The 19,213-nt window shown below is 70.4% G+C and carries 14 protein-coding genes; 11 read left to right on the top strand and 3 right to left on the bottom strand.

The genetic code is table 11. The annotated features are described in order from the left end of the window. Window positions 1-318: 318 nt before the first annotated feature. The 10 genes from ngcE (at window position 319) to ACZ6CZ_RS09375 (ending at window position 14,314) form a co-directional block, all read left to right on the top strand. Window positions 319-1,797, top strand: coding sequence for an N-acetylglucosamine/diacetylchitobiose ABC transporter substrate-binding protein (ngcE, locus tag ACZ6CZ_RS09330; protein ID WP_469017044.1), 1,479 nt, complete (start codon window positions 319-321; stop codon window positions 1,795-1,797). 60 nt (window positions 1,798-1,857) lie between these two features. Next, a complete protein-coding gene (locus ACZ6CZ_RS09335; RefSeq protein ID WP_469017047.1) occupies window positions 1,858-2,784 on the top strand; it encodes a carbohydrate ABC transporter permease in 927 nt (308 codons plus the stop codon). Window positions 2,785-2,789: 5 nt separating this feature from the next. Then, complete coding sequence (locus ACZ6CZ_RS09340) at window positions 2,790-3,713, top strand: carbohydrate ABC transporter permease (protein WP_469017049.1); 924 nt, start codon at window positions 2,790-2,792, stop codon at window positions 3,711-3,713. 510 nt (window positions 3,714-4,223) lie between these two features. Next, window positions 4,224-5,435, top strand: a complete 1,212-nt coding sequence (locus tag ACZ6CZ_RS09345) for an ROK family transcriptional regulator (RefSeq protein WP_469017052.1) — start codon at window positions 4,224-4,226, stop codon at window positions 5,433-5,435. Window positions 5,436-5,568: 133 nt separating this feature from the next. Next, window positions 5,569-6,675 carry a sugar ABC transporter substrate-binding protein gene (locus tag ACZ6CZ_RS09350; RefSeq protein WP_469017893.1) on the top strand — a complete coding sequence of 369 codons (1,107 nt, stop codon included), beginning with the start codon at window positions 5,569-5,571 and terminating at the stop codon, window positions 6,673-6,675. A gap of 132 nt (window positions 6,676-6,807) precedes the next feature. Further along, entirely contained in the window at window positions 6,808-7,599 is a 792-nt protein-coding gene (locus ACZ6CZ_RS09355; RefSeq protein ID WP_469017055.1) for an ATP-binding cassette domain-containing protein, read from the top strand. Further along, a complete protein-coding gene (locus ACZ6CZ_RS09360; RefSeq protein WP_469017057.1) occupies window positions 7,596-8,891 on the top strand; it encodes a sugar ABC transporter permease in 1,296 nt (431 codons plus the stop codon). The genes ACZ6CZ_RS09355 and ACZ6CZ_RS09360 overlap by 4 nt, the downstream gene beginning before the upstream one ends. A gap of 221 nt (window positions 8,892-9,112) precedes the next feature. After that, entirely contained in the window at window positions 9,113-11,041 is a 1,929-nt protein-coding gene (gene dxs, locus ACZ6CZ_RS09365; protein ID WP_469017060.1) for a 1-deoxy-D-xylulose-5-phosphate synthase, read from the top strand. A gap of 169 nt (window positions 11,042-11,210) precedes the next feature. After that, complete coding sequence (locus tag ACZ6CZ_RS09370) at window positions 11,211-12,734, top strand: amino acid permease (protein WP_469017062.1); 1,524 nt, start codon at window positions 11,211-11,213, stop codon at window positions 12,732-12,734. Window positions 12,735-12,859: 125 nt separating this feature from the next. Then, entirely contained in the window at window positions 12,860-14,314 is a 1,455-nt protein-coding gene (locus tag ACZ6CZ_RS09375; RefSeq protein ID WP_469017065.1) for a glycosyltransferase family 39 protein, read from the top strand. Window positions 14,315-14,326: 12 nt separating this feature from the next. Here the strand turns inward: ACZ6CZ_RS09375 and ACZ6CZ_RS09380 are convergent, their stop codons facing one another. Next, window positions 14,327-14,698 (bottom strand): NYN domain-containing protein, encoded by a 372-nt coding sequence (locus ACZ6CZ_RS09380; protein WP_469017067.1) that lies wholly within the window; start codon window positions 14,696-14,698, stop codon window positions 14,327-14,329. A gap of 76 nt (window positions 14,699-14,774) precedes the next feature. Here ACZ6CZ_RS09380 and ACZ6CZ_RS09385 point away from each other — a divergent pair, with 76 nt between their 5' ends. Continuing rightward, on the top strand, window positions 14,775-15,791 hold the full coding sequence (locus ACZ6CZ_RS09385) for a PLL family lectin (protein ID WP_469017069.1): 1,017 nt from the start codon (window positions 14,775-14,777) through the stop codon (window positions 15,789-15,791). Between the two features lie 66 nt (window positions 15,792-15,857). On the opposite strand, the gene ACZ6CZ_RS09390 is transcribed toward ACZ6CZ_RS09385, so the two are convergent. Both ACZ6CZ_RS09390 and ACZ6CZ_RS09395 read right to left on the bottom strand, forming a co-directional pair. Then, a complete protein-coding gene (locus ACZ6CZ_RS09390) occupies window positions 15,858-17,987 on the bottom strand; it encodes a 3-hydroxyacyl-CoA dehydrogenase NAD-binding domain-containing protein (RefSeq protein ID WP_469017071.1) in 2,130 nt (709 codons plus the stop codon). Further along, entirely contained in the window at window positions 17,984-19,201 is a 1,218-nt protein-coding gene (locus ACZ6CZ_RS09395; protein ID WP_469017074.1) for a thiolase family protein, read from the bottom strand. Before ACZ6CZ_RS09395 ends, ACZ6CZ_RS09390 begins: the two co-directional genes overlap by 4 nt. Window positions 19,202-19,213: the final 12 nt, after the last annotated feature.

Here is a 19,213-nt window from a genome sequence, read left to right on the forward strand (position 1 = left end):
TGTGGACAACGTTGTCAACTGTGGCGCGTAGGAACCAGTAGGTGGTCAAGTGGCCGTTGCTGTCAAGGGTGTTGGTCGGGGCGTCCGGGGGGTCATGTCGGGGATTTTTCCGGCGAGGCACCCGTTGGGCGCTCATATTTCCGCGAGGTCTCAACTCGGAAAAGACCCATGGACAACCTTGCATTCGATCTTGCTCCGCTGGCGGGAAGTGGACTATACCTGTCGGGCGTTTCCCTGCACGACCCAGCACTACCCGACCGCGGTGCCGGGGAGGATCCGGTACACCGCCTGAGTCCTGGAGAAGGCGAGGACTTGAGCATGGGATCCACCTCCGCAACGAATCACGGTGCAGAAGGTTCCGCAGCACAGCACGGAACCGAAGGAGTCGGCCGCCGTGATCTGATCAAGCGGTCCGCCGCGCTCGGCCTGCTCTCCGTACCCACGGTGGGCTTCCTTTCGGCGTGCGCCAGCAGTGGCGGCGACGATCAGGGCAAGGCCAAATCGGGCAAGAAGACCGCGAAGAACCCGCTCGCGGTCAATGAGACCACAGGGATGGAATTCGTCCTCTTCGACGGCGGTTTCGGCAAGGAGTACGCCGAGGACGCGGTGAAGCTCTACGAGAAGAGCTTCCCCAAGGCCAAGGTGAAGTTCGCCGCCACCCAGAAGATCCAGTCGACCCTCCAGCCCCGCTTCAACCAGGGCAACCCGCCCGACCTCATCGACAACTCCGGCGCCGAGCAGATGGACATGGGCGTCCTGGTCGGCAAGAAGCAGCTCGCCGACCTCACCCCGCTGCTGGACGCGCCCTCCTACGACGACCCGGCCAAGAAGGTCCGCGACACGCTGCGCCCCGGCATCGTGGAGATGGGCCAGTTCGACGGCGCGCCGGTGTGGATCCTCTACTACGCCTACACCGTCTACGGCGTCTGGTACTCGCAGAAGGCGCTGGACTCGCTGGACGCCACCTATCCCGAGACCTGGGACGAGATGCTGGCCGTGTGCGCGAAGGCCAAGAAGAAGGGCATGGCGGGCTGGACGTACGCGGGCAAGTACCCGTACTACCTGCCCTTCTCGCTGTACCCGATGATCGGCAAGGTCGGCGGCCGTGAGGTGCTGGACGCCATCGACAACCTGGAGCCGAACGCCTGGAAGCACCCGGCGGTCAAGGCCTGTTTCGAGGCGTACTACGAGCTGTACAAGAAGGGCTACGTCCTCAGGGGCACTCCGGGCCTGGACCACATCCAGTCGCAGACCGCCTGGGCCAAGGGCAAGGCGCTGTTCATCCCGAACGGCTCCTGGGTGGAGAACGAGTCCGCCAACGTCATCCCGGCCGACTTCGGCCTCGCCGTCTCCGCGCCCACCGGCATCGACTCCTCCGACAAGATGCCGTTCGGCACCATCTGGGCCTCCGGCGGTGAGCCGTTCGTGGTACCGGCCAAGGCGAGGAACGGTGCGGGCGGCATGGAGCAGCTGCGCATCATGCTGAGCGAGGCCTCCTCGAAGAACTTCACCGCGAAGGTGAAGTCGCTGACCGCCTACAACGGCGGCACCAGCGGCATCAGCCTCACCCCGGGGCTGAAGTCGGGCGTCGCCGCGCTGGAGAAGGCCGGCCAGAACGTGGTGAACCCCCGCCTCCAGGACTGGTACGTGCAGTTGCAGAAGGAGAAGATCGGCGTGTCCGGGCTCGGCGAGATGATGGCCGGCCGGCTCACCCCGACGGAGGCCATCAAGAAGATCCAGGGCTTCGCCGACGAGGCCGCGAAGGACACGTCGATCAAGCACTACAAGCACCAGTGAGCCTGGACCGATGAGGCGTCACCAGCGGCGGCAACCGCCCAGAGATCGGGGTCGGACGTAATGCAGCACGGCAAGTACCGGTTCATCGTGGGGTTCCTGGCGGTTCCCCTGGGGTTGTACGCGCTTTTCGTCGTATGGCCGTTCATCCAGTCCATCTACTACTCCTTCACGGACTGGACCGGGCTGAGCCCCGAATTCACGATGGTCGGCTTCGACAACTACACGAGGATGTTCCACGACGACATCTTCTGGAAGTCGTTGCAGCACAGTCTGCTCTTCGCGCTCGTGCTGCCGCTGGTGACACTCGGTCTGGCGCTGTTCTTCGCCTTCATGCTCAATGTGGGCGGACGGCACCGGAAGGGCGGCCCGGTCATCACCGGGGTCCGCGGCTCCGGCTTCTACAAAATCGTCTATTTCTTTCCGCAGGTGCTGTCCATCGCGATCGTCTCGCTGCTGTTCGCCTTCGCGTACAACCCGGACAGCGGCGCGATCAACTCGGTCCTGCGCGGCATCGGGCTCGGCTCGCTCCAGCCCCTGTGGCTGGGCGACCCGGACCTGGCGCTGTGGTGCGTGATGGCGGTGCTCGTCTGGTCCACGGTCGGCTTCTTCGTGGTGCTGTTCTCGGCGGGCATGGCCTCCATCCCGGCCGACCTGTACGAGGCGGCGCTGCTGGACGGCGCCGGCCGGGCCGCCACCTTCTTCCGTATCACCCTGCCGCTGCTGTGGGGCACCGTGCAGTCCGGCTGGGTGTACCTGGGCATCCTCGCGCTGGGCGCCGAGTCGTTCGCAGTCGTACAGATCATGACGACAGGACCGGGCGGCCCCGACTACTCGACGACCGTGATGGTCCTGTACGTGTACCAGAAGGCGTTCCGGGACGGTCAGGCCGCCTACGCCACCACCATCGGCGTCGCCCTGCTCGTCGTCACGCTCGCCTTCGCCGCGGTCGTGATGCGGCTGGGCCGTCGCGAGCGGCTGGAGTTCTGAAGCCCATGAAGACGACCGAGACCCCCGCGCCCCTGCCGGCCGAGTCCGGCGCGCCCGTCCTCCCGACCGTGCCGCCCCCGGCGCCGCCGGCCCGGCCGAAGCGGGAGGGCGGCGTCCTCAACGTCTTCTCCCACGGCGTCCTGGTCATCTGGGCGGTCATGGTGGTCACCCCACTGCTGTGGGCGGTGATGACGTCCTTCAAGGACGACAACTCCATCTTCACCTCGCCCTGGGCGCTGCCGGACCGGCTGCACCTCGACAACTGGGCGCGGGCCTGGACCGACGCCCACATGAGCGACTACTTCGTGAACACGGTGCTGGTGGTCGGGGGCTCGCTGGTCGGCACCCTGGTGCTGGGCTCCATGGCGGCGTACGTCCTGGCCCGCTTCGACTTCCCCGGCAACCGGTTCATCTACTACCTCTTCGTCGGCGGCATGAGCTTCCCGATCATGCTCGCGCTGGTCCCGCTGTTCTACGTGGTGAACAACCTGGGGCTGCTGAACACCATCCACGGGCTGATCCTGGTCTACATCGCGTACTCGCTGCCGTTCACGGTGTTCTTCCTGACGGCCTTCTTCCGCACCCTGCCCACCTCGGTGGCGGAGGCGGCCTTCGTCGACGGCGCCTCCCACACCCGGACGTTCTTCCAGATCATGCTGCCCATGGCCAAGCCCGGCCTGATCAGCGTCGGCATCTTCAACTTCCTGGGCCAGTGGAACCAGTACATGCTGCCCACGGTCCTCAACACCGACCCCGACAAGCACGTCCTCACCCAGGGCCTGGTCCAGCTGGCGGTCAGCCAGGGCTACAAGGGTGACTGGTCCGGCCTCTTCGCTGGCCTGGTGATGGCCATGCTGCCCGTCCTGGCGGCGTACATCGTCTTCCAGCGGCAGGTGGTGCAGGGGCTCACCGCGGGGGCGCTGAAGTAACCCGGCGCGGATCACCGCCCGGGCGGGCGGAGCGGCACACCGGACCGCGGGGACCGTACGGGCCTCGCGGTCCCTCCACGCCCGGGTCCTGTTCGCACTGGTGATGCGCACCCCGCCGGCCCGGACCGCGCCCCGCCGCCTCCGCCGCCCCGGAATCAGGTCACGGTCCGGTCACGGTCGCGCGCCCCGGTTTCCTTGTCTGAACGGTGCGGCGCCTGCCCGCTCTCCTCGGCGCCGCACTGTGCCGCACCTCTCACCGGGGCTTCCGGGCCCCGCCGCGGCGGCCCGCGCGAGGAATCCCGCCCTGCTCCGCGGTGGCGCCGGGGTGGCCGGAGGATGTCCTGGGCGCGACCAAGGAACCCTCGGGTATTTCCGTCAAGGACTTGACTGCGGTAACCCGTTCAGCAGAGCTTGGAGTTCATAACTTGTAAGTGGCCCGGTTCCGCGGATGTGACCTGGGCCACGGGCGGCGCAGGGGCCGCCCGGCCGATGGCGGGAGTGGATGAGTCGATGGAGACTCCGGGGTCGCAGTCGTCGCTGCACCGAGCCAACCTGGAACGAGTCGTACGGGCGGTGCGGCTGGCCGGGTCGCTCACGCAGGCGGAGATCGCGCGGACGACCGGCCTGTCCGCCGCGACGGTCTCCAATATCGTGCGCGAGCTGAAGGACGGCGGAACGGTCGAGGTCACGCCCACCTCGGCGGGCGGGCGGCGGGCCCGCAGCGTCTCGCTGAGCGGGGACGCGGGAATCGTGATCGGGGTCGATTTCGGCCATACCCACCTACGGGTGGCGATCGGGAACCTGGCGCACCAGGTGCTGGCCGAGGAGTCCGAGCCGCTGGACGTGGACGCGTCCGCGACCCAGGGGTTCGACCGGGCCGAGGAGCTGGTCAACCGCCTGATCGACGCGACGGGCGTGGACCGCTCGAAGATCGCCGGCATCGGCCTGGGCGTACCGGGCCCGATCGACGTGGAGTCCGGCAGTCTCGGCTCCACGGCGATCCTGCCGGGCTGGACCGGTGCCAAGCCCGCCGAGGAGCTGCGGGGGCGGCTCGGCGTGCCGGTGCACGTGGACAACGACGCCAACCTGGGCGCGCTCGGGGAACTGGTGTGGGGCAGCGGCAAGGGCGTACGTGACCTTGCTTACATCAAGGTCGCCAGCGGTGTCGGCGCCGGTCTGGTGATCGACGGGAAGATCTATCGCGGCCCGGGCGGCACAGCAGGCGAAATCGGGCATATTACACTCGATGAATCCGGCCCGGTCTGCCGCTGCGGCAACCGGGGCTGCCTGGAGACCTTCGCGGCCGCGCGCTACGTGCTGCCGCTGCTCCAGTCCAGTCATGGCACCGATCTGACGATGGAGGGCGTCGTGAGGCTGGCCCGGGACGGAGATCCGGGCTGCCGTCGGGTGATCGCCGACGTCGGCCGTCACATCGGCAGTGGAGTCGCCAATCTCTGCAACCTGCTGAACCCGAGCCGGGTGGTCCTGGGCGGCGATCTCGCCGAGGCCGGCGAGCTGGTCCTCGGGCCGATCAGGGAGTCCGTCGGCCGCTACGCCATCCCCAGCGCGGCGCGTCAACTGTCCGTTCTCCCCGGGGCACTTGGGGGCCGTGCGGAGGTGCTCGGAGCGCTCGCCCTCGCCTTGAGCGAGATGGGCGATTCGACCCTGTTGGACGGTTCTGTCACCGACACGCTGCCGACGGCGACCCCTGCCTTCACTTAGAGAACGGATGGCACCGTTGCCATCTCGTTAAGGATTTACTTCTTGACGTCGCACGTGTGGCCGAGTTGACTTCCAGCCACCTCGGCCGCAACGTCGCGGCCTCGTCAGGGAGGTTTTCGAAGTGAACACGCGTATGCGTCGTGCCGCCGTTGCCGTTGCCGCTGGTGCGATGGCCGTCTCGCTGGCCGCCTGTGGCAGTGCCAAGGAGTCGAAGGGCGACGACAGCTCCTCGTCGTCGGCGTCCGCCACGAAGGGCGACAACATCAAGGTCGGTCTCCTGCTTCCGGAGAACAAGACCGCTCGGTACGAGAAGTTCGACCGGCCGCTGATCGAGAAGAAGATCAAGGAGCTGACGAACAACAAGGCCGAGATCCAGTACAACAACGCCCGCCAGGACGCGAACCTGCAGGCGCAGCAGGTCGACACGATGATCACCAACAAGGTGGACGTGCTCATCGTGGACGCCGTGGACGCCAAGGCGATCCAGAACTCGGTCCAGAAGGCCAAGGACGCCGGCATCAAGGTCGTCGCGTACGACCGCCTCGCCGAGGGCCCGATCAGCGCCTACACCTCGTTCGACAACGAGCAGGTCGGCAAGACCCAGGGCGAGGCCCTGCTGAAGGCGCTGGGCGACAAGGCCACCAAGTCCTCCAAGATCGTCATGGTCAACGGTTCGGTCACCGACCCGAACGCCGCGCAGTTCAAGAAGGGCGCGCACTCGGTCCTGGACGGCAAGGTGACCATCGCCAAGGAGTACGACACCAAGGAGTGGTCGCCGGACAACGCCAACTCCGAGATGGAGACGGCGATCTCCGCCCTCGGCGCGAAGAAGATCGCGGGCGTGTACTCGGCCAACGACGGCATGGCCGGCGGTATCATCACCGCTCTGAAGGCCGCGAACCTGTCCGTGCCGGTCACCGGCCAGGACGCCGAGCTGGCCGGTGTGCAGCGCATCGTCACCGGTGACCAGTACATGAGCGTCTACAAGCCCTACGCCCCCGAGGCCGAGGCCGCCGCCGAGATGGCCGTGGCGCTCGCCCAGGGCAAGTCGCTCGACTCGGTCGCCAAGGACAAGGTCTCCAGCGGCTCCGCCACGGACGTCCCCTCGGTCCTCGTCGGCGTCACCGCGCTGACCAAGGACAACATCAAGGACACCGTGATCAAGGACGGCGTCTACACCGTCGCCGACATCTGCACGGGCAAGTACAAGTCGGCCTGCGACAAGCTCGGTCTCAAGTAGCAGCCTCGCTGCAATAAGCTCCCTCCGGCGCTCCGCGCATTCAGACAGCCCCGCAAGCTCGGCGCGGGGCGCCGGACGGAAACTCCCCCCAAACTTCTGCACAACCTCCCGCCGGGTCAGGCGGCGAAGGAGATGGTTCACGTGTCCGCTACGCCCGTGCTGGCGTTGCGCGGGGTCTCCAAGCGGTTCGGTGCCGTTCAGGCGCTCACCGACGTAGAGCTTGAGGTCCACGCCGGTGAAGTGGTCGCCCTGGTGGGCGACAACGGCGCCGGAAAGTCCACGCTGGTCAAGACGATCGCCGGCGTGCACCCCATCGATGAGGGCGTCATCGAATGGGACGGCAAGCCCGTTTCGATCAGCAGGCCGCACGACGCCCAGGCCCTGGGCATCGCGACGGTCTACCAGGACCTCGCGCTGTGCGACAACATCGACGTCGTCGGCAACCTCTTCCTCGGCCGTGAGCTGAAGAAGTGGGGCGTCCTCGACGAGGTCGAGATGGAGCGCCGCGCCCGCGAGCTGCTCACCACGCTGTCGATCCGCATCCCGAGCGTCCGCATCCCGATCGCCTCGCTCTCCGGCGGTCAGCGCCAGACCGTGGCCATCGCCCGTTCCATGCTCGGCGAGCCCAAGCTGGTCATCCTCGACGAGCCCACCGCGGCCCTCGGTGTCGAGCAGACCGCCCAGGTCCTCGACCTGGTCGAGCGGCTGCGCGAGCGCGGCCACGCCGTCATCCTCATCAGCCACAACATGGCCGACGTGAAGGCGGTGGCCGACAAGGTCGCCGTCCTGCGCCTGGGCCGCAACAACGGCGTCTTCGGGGTCAAGTCGACCTCGCAGGAAGAGATCATCTCGGCCATCACCGGCGCCACCGACAACGCCGTGACCCGCCGTGCGGCGCGCACGACCGGGGAGGTTTCCAAGTGAGCATCGACAAGACCTCCACGAGCGCGCAGGACGCGCACGCCGTGGTGAACCCCGAGGCCGCGGCCGCCGCGGTCACCGCGGTCGACCCCCGCCTCCTCGTCCGCGAACAGGGCCTGCTCGGCTACTGGAGCGAGTTCAAGCGGAAGATGAAGGCCGGCGAGCTGGGCTCCATGCCCGTCATCCTCGGCCTGGCGGCGATCTGCATCATCTTCCAGGTCCTCAACTCCAACTTCCTGTCCGCGCAGAACATCAGTGACATCACCGTCACCATGGTCGGCACGGGCATGATCTCCGTCGGCATCGTCTTCGTGCTGCTGCTCGGCGAGATCGACCTGTCCGTCGGTTCGGTCAGCGGCGCGGCCAGCGCCCTCGCGGCCGTCCTCGCGGTCAACCAGGGCTGGCCCGAGTGGGCGGCCGTCCTCGTCGCCGTCGCCGCCGGTGTGGCCATCGGCGCCCTGCACGGCTTCTTCTTCGCGGTGCTCGGCGCCCCCGCCTTCGCCGTCACCCTGGCCGGCCTGCTGTTCTGGCTGGGCTTCATGCTCAAGGTGCTGGGCGAGAACGGCACGATCAACCTCGACAGCGACGGTCTGATCGGCAAGCTGACCACGTACTTCTTCGCCGACGTGGCCGCCGCCTACGGGCTCGCCGCGATCGTGGTGGTGCTGTTCTTCGTCAGCTCCTTCCTGGGCAACCGCCGCCGCGAGGCCGCGGGCGTCCCGTCCCGGCCGCTCAGCGACACGCTGCTGCGCACCGGCCTGCTGGCCGTGGTCTCCTTCGCGGCCGCCTACATGTACAACCAGTACAAGGGCCTGCCGCTGGCCACGGTCGTCTTCCTGGCGTTCCTGGTCGCCACCGACTTCCTGCTGCGCCGCACCTCCTACGGCCGCAAGATCTTCGCGCTCGGCGGCAGCGTCGAGGCGTCCCGGCGGGCCGGCATCAACGTCACCGCGGTGCGGATCTCCGTCTTCGGCATCTCGGGCGGCTTCGCGGCCATCGGCGGTCTGTTCCTGGCCTCCAAGATCGCGTCGGCCAACCAGAGCGCCGGTACCGGTGACCTGCTGATGAACGCGATCGCCGCGGCCGTCATCGGCGGTACCTCGCTGTTCGGCGGGCGGGGCCGCACCTGGAACGCGCTGCTCGGTGTGCTGGTGATCGTCTCCATCCAGTACGGCCTCCAGCTGGAGTCCATCGCGGAGCCGGTGAAGTACATGATCACCGCCGCGGTGCTGCTGACCACGGTGGTCATCGACTCCCTCACCCGCAAGACGCAGAAGACGGCGGGCCGCGCCTAGGCCCCCCGGCGGCCGGTGCCCGGACCCCGGGCACCGGCCGCACCCTGTCGCCCGGCACCCTGGTGGTGCCGGGCGCAGCCGTGTCTTGGGACGGGCGCACAGTGGGTACGGCCCAACCGGGACGTGTCCCGTCACGGCCCGGACGTTCGCCGCCCGGGCGGAACATTAGACTCGACGAGCCCGGCAACAGCTCGATCAGCTTTTACTGCAAGGAGGCACGGGTGCCGCTGCTGACCCGCATCAGGGGACCGCGCGATCTGGACCGGCTCAGCCCGGAGGAGCTGGCCCAGCTGGCCGGGGAGATCCGGACCTTCCTCGTCGACGCCGTCTCCAAGACCGGCGGCCACCTCGGCCCCAACCTCGGCGTGGTGGAGCTGACCATCGCCCTGCACCGTGTCTTCGAGTCCCCGAAGGACAAGGTCCTGTGGGACACGGGCCACCAGTCCTACGTGCACAAGCTGCTCACCGGCCGCCAGGACTTCTCCCGGCTGAAGATGAAGGGCGGCCTGTCCGGTTACCCCTCGCAGGCCGAGTCCGAGCACGACGTCATCGAGAACAGCCACGCCTCCACCGTGCTCGGCTGGGCCGACGGCATCGCCAAGGCCAACCAGCTGCTGAAGAACGACCACCGGGTCGTCGCCGTCATCGGTGACGGCGCGCTGACCGGCGGCATGGCCTGGGAGGCGCTGAACAACATCGCCGACGCCAGGGACCGCCCGCTCGTCATCGTCGTCAACGACAACGAGCGCTCCTACGCCCCGACCATCGGCGGCCTCGCCAACCACCTCGCCACGCTGCGCACCACCGACGGCTACGAGCGCTTCCTGGCCCGCACCAAGGAGGTCCTGGAGCGCACCCCGGTGGTCGGCAAGCCGCTGTACGAGACGCTGCACGGCGCCAAGAAGGGCCTGAAGGACTTCATCGCCCCGCAGGGCATGTTCGAGGACCTGGGCCTGAAGTACGTCGGCCCCATCGACGGGCACGACATCGAGGCGCTGGAGTCGGCGCTGGCCCGGGCCAAGCGGTTCGGCGGGCCGGTGATCGTGCACTGCCTGACCGAAAAGGGCCGCGGCTACCAGCCCGCCCTCCAGGACGAGGCCGACCGCTTCCACGCCGTCGGCAAGATCCACCCCGACACCGGTCTGCCCATCGCCACCTCCGGCGCCGACTGGACCTCCGTCTTCGGCGACGAGATGGTCAAGCTGGGCGAGGAGCGCGAGGACGTCGTCGCCATCACGGCCGCCATGCTCCAGCCGGTCGGCCTGGACCGCTTCGCCAAGCGCTTCCCCGACCGGGTGTACGACGTCGGCATCGCCGAGCAGCACGGCGCCGTCTCCGCGGCGGGCCTGGCGCACGCCGGTGTGCACCCCGTCTTCGCCGTCTACGCCACCTTCCTCAACCGCGCCTTCGACCAGGTGCTGATGGACGTGGCCCTGCACCGGTGCGGCGTCACCTTCGTGCTGGACCGGGCCGGCGTCACCGGCACCGACGGCGCCTCCCACAACGGCATGTGGGACATGTCGATCCTCCAGGTCGTCCCCGGCCTCCGGCTGGCCGCCCCGCGCGACGCCGACCAGGTCCGCGCGCAGCTGCGGGAGGCCGTCGCCGTCGACGACGCGCCGACCGTGGTGCGCTTCTCCAAGGGCGCCGTCGGCCCCGCCGTACCGGCCGTCGGACGGGTCGGCGGCATGGACGTGCTGCGCGAGCCGGGCACCGACCGGCCGGACGTGCTGCTGGTCTCGGTGGGCGCCCTCGCCCCGATGTGCCTGGAGATCGCCGCCCTGCTCGACCGCCAGGGCATCTCCACCACCGTCGTCGACCCGCGCTGGGTCAAGCCCGTCGACGAGGCCATGGCCCCGCTCGCCGAGCGGCACCGGGTGGTCGTCACCGTCGAGGACAACAGCCGGGTCGGCGGTGTCGGCTCCGCGATCGCCCAGGCGCTGCGCGACGCGGGCGTGGACGTACCGCTGCGCGACTTCGGCATCCCGCCGCGCTTCCTCGACCACGCCTCCCGCGCCGAGGTGCTGGCGGAGATCGGGCTGACCGCCCCGGACATCGCCCGCCAGGTCACCGGACTGGTCTCCAAGCTGGACGGCCGCTTCGACCGCGGCACCGCCGGCGTCGACTCGGTGGAGCCCGCCCGCGACTAGGACACGCCACAGCCGCGACAGCACGCCGCTTCCGGGCCGGTTCCCGCTCACCTTCGGGTGGCGGAACCGGCCCGACTGCGTGAACCTGCCAGTGCCGGGGCACACGCATCCCGGCCCTCTCGATCATGTTGAGCCATATCGAGGCCTCACAAGCGTGGGAGGTAGGCACGTGAGCAGTTCGCTGTTCAGGACGAAGAACGTCGAGCAGTCCATCCGGGACACCGAGGAACCCGAGCATTCGCTCAAGAAGTCCCTCTCCGCCCTCGACCTCACGGTCTTCGGCGTCGGTGTCATCATCGGCACCGGCATCTTCGTCCTCACCGGCACGGCCGCGAAGAACACCGCGGGTCCCGCCGTGTCCCTGTCCTTCGTCGTGGCCGGTGTCGTCTGCGCGCTCGCCGCCCTGTGCTACGCGGAGTTCGCCTCCACCCTGCCGGTGGCCGGCTCCGCGTACACGTTCTCGTACGCCTCCCTGGGCGAGTTCCCCGCCTGGATCATCGGCTGGGACCTGGTGCTGGAGCTGGCGCTGGGCACGGCGGTGGTCGCCGTCGGCTGGTCCGGCTACATCCACTCGCTGCTGGACAACGCGGGCTGGCACCTGCCCATGGCGCTCAGCGGCCGGGACGGGGCCTCCGGATTCGGGTTCGACATCCTCGCCGCCGCCCTGGTGCTGGTGCTCACCGCCATCCTCGTCGTCGGCATGAAGCTCTCCGCGCGGGTCACCTCGGTCGTCGTCGCCATCAAGGTCGCCGTCGTCCTGGTCGTGATCATCGCGGGCGCCTTCTTCGTGCAGAGCGGCAACTACCACCCGTTCATCCCGAAGGCGCAACCGGTACCGCCGGGCGGCAACCTCCAGGCGCCGCTGATCCAGCTGATGTTCGGCTGGGCGCCCTCCGACTTCGGTGTCATGGGCATCTTCACCGCGGCCTCCGTGGTGTTCTTCGCCTTCATCGGCTTCGACGTCGTCGCCACCGCCGCCGAGGAGACCCGCAACCCGCAGCGCGACGTGCCGCGCGGCATCTTCGGCTCCCTGATCATCTGCACCCTGCTCTACGTCGCCGTGTCGATCGTCGTCACCGGCATGCAGAAGTACAGCGCGCTGTCCATCACCGCACCGCTCGCCGACGCCTTCAAGGCCACCGGACACCCCTGGTTCGCGGGCCTGATCAGCTTCGGCGCCGCCGTCGGCCTCACCACCGTCTGCATGATCCTGCTGCTGGGCCAGTCCCGGGTGTTCTTCGCCATGAGCCGCGACGGACTGCTGCCCCGGTTCTTCTCGCACACCCACCCGCGGTTCCGCACCCCCTACCGGCCCACCATCCTGCTCGGCGTGATCATCGCGATCGTCGCCGGCTTCACCAGTCTGAGTGAACTCGCCGAACTGGTGAACATCGGCACGCTCTTCGCCTTCGTGGTCGTCGCGATCAGCGTGATCATCCTGCGCCGGACCCGCCCCGACCTGGAACGTTCCTTCCGGACCCCGATGGTGCCGCTGGTCCCCGTGCTCTCGGTGTGCGCCTCGCTGTGGCTGATGCTCAACCTGCCCGCCGAGACCTGGCTCCGCTTCGCCATCTGGATGGTCATCGGCTTCGTCGTCTACTTCCTCTACGGCCGCGGCCACAGCCGCCTCGGCCAGCGGCAGCGCGCCGAGGCCGACGGGACCGCCCCGCCCCCGGCGAGGCAGGCGCCGTAACCCGGTCGGACCCGGCGGGCGGCCCCGCCGCCGCGCACCGCACCGCACCGCACCGCACCACGCACCCGACCGGCCCCGTATGTCCCGCCACGGCGGAGACCGCGGGGCCGGATAGCGTGCTCATCATGCGCGCCGCCCCCCTCGTCCCACCCCGGCCCGCGGCCACCCGGACGGCGTACTGGACGCGGACGCTCCCCCCGCTGGCCGCCCTGGCCTGCCTCACCCGGATCCCCTCCTTCGCCCGGCCGCTGTGGAGCCCGGACGAGGGCTACCTCGCCGTCCAGGCACGCATACTGACGCAGGGCGGACAGCTGTACGAGACGGTCGTCGACCGCAAGCCGCCCCTGGTGCCCTGGCTGTACGAGGCCGCCTTCGCGGTCTGCGGCTCCGGCTCGCTCACCCCGGTCCGGATCCTCGCGGTCCTCGCCCAGCTGCTCACCGCCCTCCTGCTGGCCTCCCTCGCCCGCCGCCGCTGGGGCGACACGGCGGGCCGCACGGCCGCGGTCCTATACCTGCTGGTCTCCGTCGGCCTCAACCCCGAGGACGCCCAGGCCGCCACCTTCGAGGTGTTCATACTGCCCGGCACCGCCGCCGCGATGTGGTGCGCGGACCGCCGCCGCTTCGGCGCCGCGGGAGCCGCCCTGGCCTGCGCGTTCCTCGCCAAGCAGACCGGCGGCGCGGTGCTGCTGCCGGTGCTGTGGCTGCTGCGCCGCTCCGGCGTTCCGCGCGCCGCGCCGGCGCGGCTGGCCGCCGGCGCGGCCCTGCCGGTGCTCGGCGCGGCCCTGGTCACCGACCCGGCCGGGTTCCTGTTCTGGACGGTCACCGGCTCCACCGCCTACGCCTCCTTCACCGGCTCCGAACTGCACGTCCTGGCCCGGGCGGCCGTCAACAGCGCGCTCCTCGCGACCGGCTGCGCGGGCCTGCTCCCGCCGGTCCTGCGGACCCTGCGCACCACGGGCCGTACGGGCACCGCCGACCTGTGGCTGTGGCTGGCCGCGTCGGCCGGCGCGGTGCTGCTCGGCTTCCACTTCTTCGGCCACTACTACCTCCAGCTCACCCCGCCCGCCGCACTGCTGGCCACCGCCGCGCTGCACGCCCTGCCCCCGGAGCGGCGCGCCACCGCCGTGCGCACCTCGGCCTGCTGTTGCGCGCTGTTCCTCGCCTGGGGGCTGTTCGCCCCGCGCCCCGCACTCGCCCACGCCCAGCGGCTGGCGGCCGCCCTCGCCGAGCGCACCGGCCCGGACGACCGCGTCCTCGTCTGGGGCATGCACCCGGAGACGTACTGGCTGGCCGGCCGCACCCCCGCCACCCGCTACCTCACCGCGGGCCTGCTCACCAACTACAGCGGCGGCCGCGACGGGCCCCGGGTCGGCGAGCGGTACGCCGTCGACGGCGCCTGGCCGGTCTTCCGGGCGGAGCTGGCCGCGCACGCTCCCGAGCTGGTGATCGACGACTCCCGGGGCAAGCCGTACGGCCCCGACCGCGTCCCCACCCTCCGGCGGCTGCTGGCCGCGCGCTACGCGAAGGTGGGGGAGGTCGACGGGGCCGTCCTGTACGCCCGCGTGCCCGGCGCCCCCTGACGCCCCCGGATCTCAGCCGCGTACCGTGCGCGGCCCGGTCACCTCGGCGCCGAGCCGGGTCACCCGGCGCCGCAGCTCCCGGTCGGCGGTCACCACCAGCACCGGCCCGCCGGTGTGCCCGGCGACCAGCTCCACGATCCGGTCGTCGCCGCTGCCGGCCGCCGCCTCCACCCGTACGCCGGGCACGGACTCCACCCCGCGGGCCGCGCCCTCCACCACCAGCACGATCTCGGCGGACCCCGCGAGATGCGGCACGCCTCCCGCGGCCAGCCGGTCCCGCAGCCGTGCCGCGGCCCCGGCGCGGTCCCGCCACCAGCCGTCGGGCACCGACCCGACGACGTTCGCCGCGTCGACGATCACCACCGGGCAGTCCTGCTCGTCCATGCGCCCCAGCGTCCCACGCCCCGGCCGCCGCCGGACCGGTCACCCGGCCCGGGCCGCCCCCGCTTAAGGTGAACCGGTGAACGGCGACTGGCTCATACGCGGCCGCGACGGGCGGCTCAGTGTCTACCAGCTGTCGGGCGACGCCGTCCGGTGCCGGGCGGAGCGCGGCCCCGGCGGCCGCTGGAGCGCCCCCCGCACGGTGGGCGGCGAGCAGCGGCTGCACCCCGTCCTCGCCGTCGGGCAGGGCGCCGACGGATATGCCCACCTGGTGTCCTGGCGGCCCACCACGAACGGCGAGTCGGGCCTGGTGCACTCCACCCACTTCCGGTCCCACCTCGCCGCCCTGGACTGGCAGCCGATCGGCCATCCGCACACCAGGGGCGAGCGCCTCGGTCCGCCCGCGGTCGCCGTGGACGCGCGGGGCCGGGCCCATGTGTTCGTGCGCAACCGGGACGGCGGAGTCAGCATGCGCGCCCAGAAGGAGAAGGGCGGCTGGGACCCCTGGCGGGACCTCGGCGGCCGGGAGGTGCACGCGGACCTGGCGGCCGTGACCGGGGAGTCCGGCCTGGTCGAACTGTTCGCGGCCGCGCCCGGCGGCCTGCTGCGCTGGCGCCAGGAGAAGCCGGGCGCGCAGCCGGTGCCGGCGGAGACGGCCGGCACCCCGGTCCGCCCCGGCACCCTGCGCGCGCTGGCCACCTCCCCGGAGGCCACCACCCTCTTCCACACCGACGAGGCGGGCGCACTGTGCGCCTGGCGACCCGGCGCCCGGCCCGTCGCCCTGCTGCCCGCGGCGGGCCCCGGCCCCGTCTCCGCGGTGCGCTGCGCGCTGGACGGCCACGACTGCACGCTGCTCGCCCAGCGCTCCGCCGACGGCCGGGTGGCGTTCGCCGCCTATCCCACCGAGGACGAGTCCGCGGGCGCATGGTGGACCGCGTCCGGCCCGGTGCTCCCCGCCGACGCGCGGGTCTGCGTGGGCGCCGACGAGGACGGCCGGGTGGTCGCGGCGACGTGGTCCCCGTCCACCGGCCGCCTCCTGCTCACCCGCCGCAAGGACGAACCGGGCCTGGCCCTGGAGGCGTGGCGGGAGGTGTGACCCACGCGAAGGACCCCCGCCGCGGACATCCGCGGCGGGGGCCCTCCGACCCGGCGTTCCGGTGGGTTACGCGGGCACGCTCGCCACGCCCGGGGCCAGGAACTTCTTGCCGTTCACGCGCTCCGAGACGCCCTCGCGGTCCAGGTACGGCGTGATGCCGCCCAGGTGGAAGGGCCAGCCGGCGCCCGTGATGAGGCAGAGGTCGACGTCCTGGGCCTCGGCGACGACGCCCTCGTCGAGCATCAGCCCGATCTCCTGCGCCACCGCGTCCAGCACCCGCTCGCGGACCTGCTCCTCGGTCAGGACGCTGTCGCCCTGCTTCAGCAGCGCGGCGACCTCCGGGTCCAGCTCCGGCTTGCCGCTGTCGTAGACGTAGAAGCCGCGCTTGCCCGCCTCGACGACCGCCTTGAGGTTCGGGGAGACCGTGAAGCGGTCCGGGAAGGCCCGGTTGAGGGTCTCCGAGACGTGCAGGCCGATCGCGGGACCGACCAGCTCCAGCAGCACCAGCGGGGACATCGGCAGACCGAGCGGCTCGATCGCCCGCTCGGCGACCTCGACCGGGGTGCCCTCGTCGATGACGTTCTGGATCTCGCCCATGAAGCGGGTCAGGATGCGGTTGACGACGAACGCCGGGGCGTCCTTGACCAGCACCGCGGTCTTCTTCAGCTTCTTGGCCACCGCGAAGGCGGTCGCCAGCGAGGCGTCGTCGGTCTGCTCGCCGCGGACGATCTCCAGCAGCGGCAGCACCGCGACCGGGTTGAAGAAGTGGAAGCCGACGACCCGCTCGGGGTTCTTCAGCTTCGACGCCATCTCCGACACCGACAGGGAGGAGGTGTTGGTGGCGAGGATCGCGTGCGCCGGGGCGACCGCCTCGACCTCGGCGAACACCTGCTGCTTGACGCCGATCTCCTCGAACACGGCCTCGATGACGAAGTCCGCGTCCGCGAAGCCCTCGGCCTTGTCCAGGACGCCGGTCACCAGCGCCTTGAGGCGGTTGGCCTTGTCCTGGTTGATGCGGCCCTTGCCGAGCAGCTTGTCGATCTCGGCCCGGACGTAGCCCACACCCTTGTCGACGCGCTCCTGGTCGATGTCCGTCAGCACGACGGGCACCTCGAGGCGGCGCAGGAACAGCAGGGCGAGCTGGGAGGCCATCAGACCGGCGCCGACGACGCCGACCTTGGTGACCGGGCGCGCCAGGCTCTTGTCCGGGGCGCCCGCGGGGCGCTTGCCGCGCTTCTGCACCAGGTTGAAGGCGTAGATGCCGGAGCGCAGTTCGCCGCCCATGATGAGGTCGGCGAGCGCCTGGTCCTCGGCGTCGTAGCCCTGCTGGAGGTCGCCGTTCTTGGCGGCGGCGATGATGTCGAGGGCGCGGTAGGCGGCCGGGGCGGCCCCGTGCACCTTGGAGTCCGCGACGGAGCGGCCCTTGGCGACGGCCTGGTCCCAGGCCTCGCCGCGGTCGATCGCCGGGCGCTCGACGGCGATCTCGCCCTTGAGAACGGCGGCCGTCCAGATCAGCGACTGCTCGAGGAAGTCGGCGCCCTCGAACAGGGCGTCGGCGATGCCCAGTTCGTAGACCTGCGCGCCCTTGAGCTGCTTGTTCTGGTTGAGCGAGTTCTCGATGATGACCGAGACGGCCTTCTCCGGACCGATCAGGTTCGGCAGGATCGTGCAGCCGCCCCAGCCCGGGACCAGGCCCAGGAAGACCTCGGGCAGGGAGAACGCGGGGATGGCCGCGGACACCGTGCGGTAGGTGCAGTGCAGGCCGACCTCGACGCCGCCGCCCATCGCCGCGCCGTTGTAGTAGGCGAAGGTGGGGACGGCGAGGGTCGCGAGGCGCTTGAAGACCTCGTGGCCGCCCTTGCCGATGGCCAGCGCGTGTTCGTGCTCCTGGAGCAGCTCAACGCCCTTGAGGTCGGCGCCGACCGCGAAGATGAACGGCTTGCCGGTGATGCCGGCGCCGACGATCTCACCGGCCGCGGCCTCCCGCTCGACCTGGTCGACCGCGGCGTCGAGGTTCGCCAGCGAGGCCGGGCCGAAGGTGGTCGGCTTGGTGTGGTCCAGGCCGTTGTCCAGCGTGATCAGCGCGAAGCGCCCGGCACCGGACGGCAGGTCCAGGTGGCGTACGTGGGCCTGCGTGACGACCTCGTCGGGGAAGAGTTCCGAAGCCTTCTTCAGAAGCTCGGTGGTGCTGCTCACTTGTCCCCCTCGAAGTGCGGGTTCTCCCAGATGACCGTGGCGCCCATGCCGAAGCCGACGCACATGGTCGTCAGGCCGTAGCGGACGTTCGGCTGTTCCTCGAACTGGCGGGCCAGCTGCGTCATCAGGCGGACGCCGGAGGAGGCCAGCGGGTGGCCGTAGGCGATGGCGCCGCCGTACTGGTTGACGCGCGGGTCGTCGTCGGCGATGCCGTAGTGGTCGAGGAGGGCCAGCACCTGGACGGCGAAGGCCTCGTTGATCTCGAACAGGCCGATGTCGGAGATCGACAGGCCCGCCTTGGCGAGGGCCTTCTCGGTCGCCGGGATCGGGCCGTAGCCCATGACCTCCGGCTCCACGCCGGCGAAGGCGTAGGAGACCAGGCGCATCTTCACCGGCAGGTCGTTCTCGCGGGCGAAGTCCTCGCTGGCGAGGATGGAGGCGGTGGCGCCGTCGTTGAGTCCTGCGGCGTTGCCCGCGGTGACCCGGCCGTGCACCCGGAACGGCGTCTTGAGGTTCGCCAGGTTCTCCAGGGTGGTGCCCGGGCGCATCGGCTCGTCGGCGGTGACCAGGCCCCAGCCCGTCTCCCCGGCCTCCGGGTTGGTGCGGCGCACGGAGACCGGCACCAGGTCGGCCTGGATCTTGCCGTTGGCGTAGGCCTTGGCGGCCTTCTCCTGCGAGCGCACCGCGTACTCGTCCGCGCGCAGCTTGGTGATCTGCGGGTAGCGGTCGTGCAGGTTCTCCGCGGTCATGCCCATGAACAGGGCGGACTCGTCGACCAGCTTCTCGCTGACGAACCGCGGGTTGGGGTCGACGCCCTCGCCCATGGGGTGGCGGCCCATGTGCTCGACGCCGCCGGCGATGACGACGTCGTACGCGCCGAAGGCGATGGAGCCAGCGGTGGTGGTGACGGCGGTCAGGGCGCCCGCGCACATGCGGTCGATCGAGTAGCCGGGCACCGACTGGGGCAGACCGGCGAGGAGGCCGGCCGTACGGCCGAGGGTCAGGCCCTGGTCACCGATCTGCGTGGTCGCGGCGATGGCGACCTCGTCGATCTTCTTCGGGTCCAGTCCGGGGTTGCGGCGCAGCAGCTCCCGGATCGCCTTGACGACGAGGTCGTCGGCACGGGTCTCGTGGTAGATGCCCTTCGGGCCCGCCTTGCCGAACGGGGTACGGACGCCGTCGACGAAGACGACGTCCCTGACGGTACGAGGCACGATGGCTCTCCT

The sequence above is a fragment of the Streptomyces sp. NPDC041135 genome, assembly GCF_055592085.1.